The following is a 1562-nucleotide window of genomic DNA, read 5'->3' as shown; positions in this document are numbered from 1 at the left end:
GTGAACTGGTCCTATAGTCAAGGACTATTTGAGCCACATTTTGAGTGCAGCTACTCTTCAATTTCAATCGTTCTGATGTGCGGTAATGCAGGTGTTGAGTAAATATCTGCTAAAGGATAGACATTGGTAGTACAAAACTGATAATATTGAATAGGGCTTAGCTTCGCTAAGTTCCATTGGTAACGCTCATTGTTGTAGTAATCCATATACTCTTCAATGAGCTTTTTTACGTCCTCATAATCTTCACACGAAGCGAGATCAATCTCATCTTTCATATGTCCATAAAAAGATTCCTGAGGGGCATTGTCCCAACAATTGCCACGTCGGGACATCGATTGAATTAACCCATTATTCTCCACAAGGTACTGAAATTTCACACTGGTAAAGTGACTCCCTTGATCTGAATGAATCAGGGTTTGCGTCGCTAAACTCACCGGATGCTGGGCGATAAGTTGTCGTATCATCTTCAAAACAAACGCAATATGAAGCATCGGGCTGAGTTCATAAGACAGAATTTCGTTCGTAAAGGCATCTTTAACCGTCGCTAAATACGCCCACTTCTGCCTGCCATACGGCAAATAAGTAATATCCGTCAACAGCACGGAACGCGGTCCGTAAGCTCTAAACTCACGTTTAACATAGTTGGGTTTGACATGTTCAGCCTGATACTCCGCAGATACTTGGCGTTGAAAACGAGGCTTACGAATCGGACACACTAAATTGAATTTCTTCATCAATCGACGAATTTTACTGCGGCACATCGGGGTGCGATTGTGAGCTAAATGCATCAATATTTGTCGCTGTCCTTTGGGCTTTTGACGGTAATTAAATGCCTCTAGGATTAAAGAAAAAGCCACTTGATCTTCACGTTCTCGCTTTTCAATATTCACCTGAGTAATCTTTTTCCATCGATAGTAGCCGCTTTTTGATACACCACAAAAACGACAGAGCGCTTCAATGGTCCACGTGTTAGTTGGGGATTCAAATGTCTCTTGAATCAGTCTAAAGTAGTGTCGTTTGGCTTCTCTTTCGGAAACATTCCCAAGTCGATGAGCCTCTTTTTTTTTAGAAATTTCACTTCAAACTTTAGTTTTTCAATTTCCTCATCCTTTTCAATCAATGATCGCGTGATACTGATTGGTTGGCCTGCCTGATTTAATTTGGGCTGGAAATCCTTCATGCTCCTTACAAAACTCCGTATCACATTACTTCCGAGGAGCGCTGGGTCAAGACCCAATGATAAAAATATATCCTTGGGTTTGTGGCCTTGTTGAGATAAACAATAAAACTCCTGTTTAAATGCATCACCATATTGAATTACATGCTCACTCACATTTTCTATATACGGTGATTGCTTCAATATTTCGACGACTTCTGGACTATATATTCCCATGATTACACACCTTTCTTTTTGGTTCACTAAAAATTTCAACGTATGACGGATTGTCTACAAATATTTAGTCTTTATACCTTTGAGTCTACGATTATTATGACAGAAATTAACTTAGTTCACGAATGAAATGAGTGTGGCTCAGATTGTCCACGTTCATAGGACCAGTATA

2 protein-coding genes are annotated in these 1562 nt (G+C 39.9%); both read right to left on the bottom strand.

Translation table 11 applies throughout. From position 1 onward, the window contains the following. Positions 1-50: 50 nt before the first annotated feature. On the bottom strand, positions 51-1073 hold the full coding sequence (locus ACEN31_RS11500) for an IS3 family transposase (RefSeq protein WP_407109476.1): 1023 nt from the start codon (positions 1071-1073) through the stop codon (positions 51-53). Then, a complete protein-coding gene (locus ACEN31_RS11495; protein ID WP_138404758.1) occupies positions 998-1393 on the bottom strand; it encodes an HTH domain-containing protein in 396 nt (131 codons plus the stop codon). Before ACEN31_RS11495 ends, ACEN31_RS11500 begins: the two co-directional genes overlap by 76 nt. Positions 1394-1562 lie beyond the last annotated feature (169 nt).

The sequence above is a fragment of the Ruoffia sp. FAM 26255 genome, from assembly GCF_045528525.1.
GTDB lineage: Bacteria > Bacillota > Bacilli > Lactobacillales > Aerococcaceae > Ruoffia > Ruoffia tabacinasalis.
The sequence above is the reverse complement of the archived record's forward strand: the minus strand, read 5'-3'. Positions and strand labels throughout refer to the sequence as shown.

Bases quoted from the DNA above. Each gene is read 5' to 3' on its own strand.
- ACEN31_RS11495 (WP_138404758.1), bottom strand. From the start codon at position 1,393: ATGGGAATATATAGTCCAGAAGTCGTCGAAATATTGAAGCAATCACCG.